We start from the raw sequence: 303 nt of genomic DNA, 5'->3' as shown, positions 1-303 counted from the left end.
GTATGACACTGCCGATGTACTGGTGCCTTACAAGCTGCGAGCTATGGGCATCAGTGAAGCATTCATGGAAGGCGATACATCGTACGCAGCGGCCGAATCCGCATACTCGTCGTTCCTTGAGACGCAGAACGCGTATCGTCAGTATCTGACGGACAGCATCTTCTACTCGAAGATTTTTCCGCTGGTGGCCGTCGTCCACAACTTGTACAAGGACCCGCGCAAACGCGCGCAGACAGGTCACGTTGTCGATTTCCTGTTCAACAAGGGTAATCGTTCGAACCTGAAGCTGCCGCAGCTGCACTG

1 protein-coding gene is annotated in these 303 nt (G+C 54.1%); it reads left to right on the top strand.

Annotation, left to right across the window (positions count from 1 at the left end; all coding sequences use genetic code 11):
* Positions 1–303: hypothetical protein (locus tag AC1RPG_RS08650; protein WP_481762579.1), on the top strand; the 303-nt coding region annotated here is incomplete at both ends.

The sequence above is a fragment of the Dellaglioa sp. CoH-57-MRSF-18 genome, from assembly GCF_056781995.1.
The sequence above is the reverse complement of the archived record's forward strand: the minus strand, read 5'-3'. Positions and strand labels throughout refer to the sequence as shown.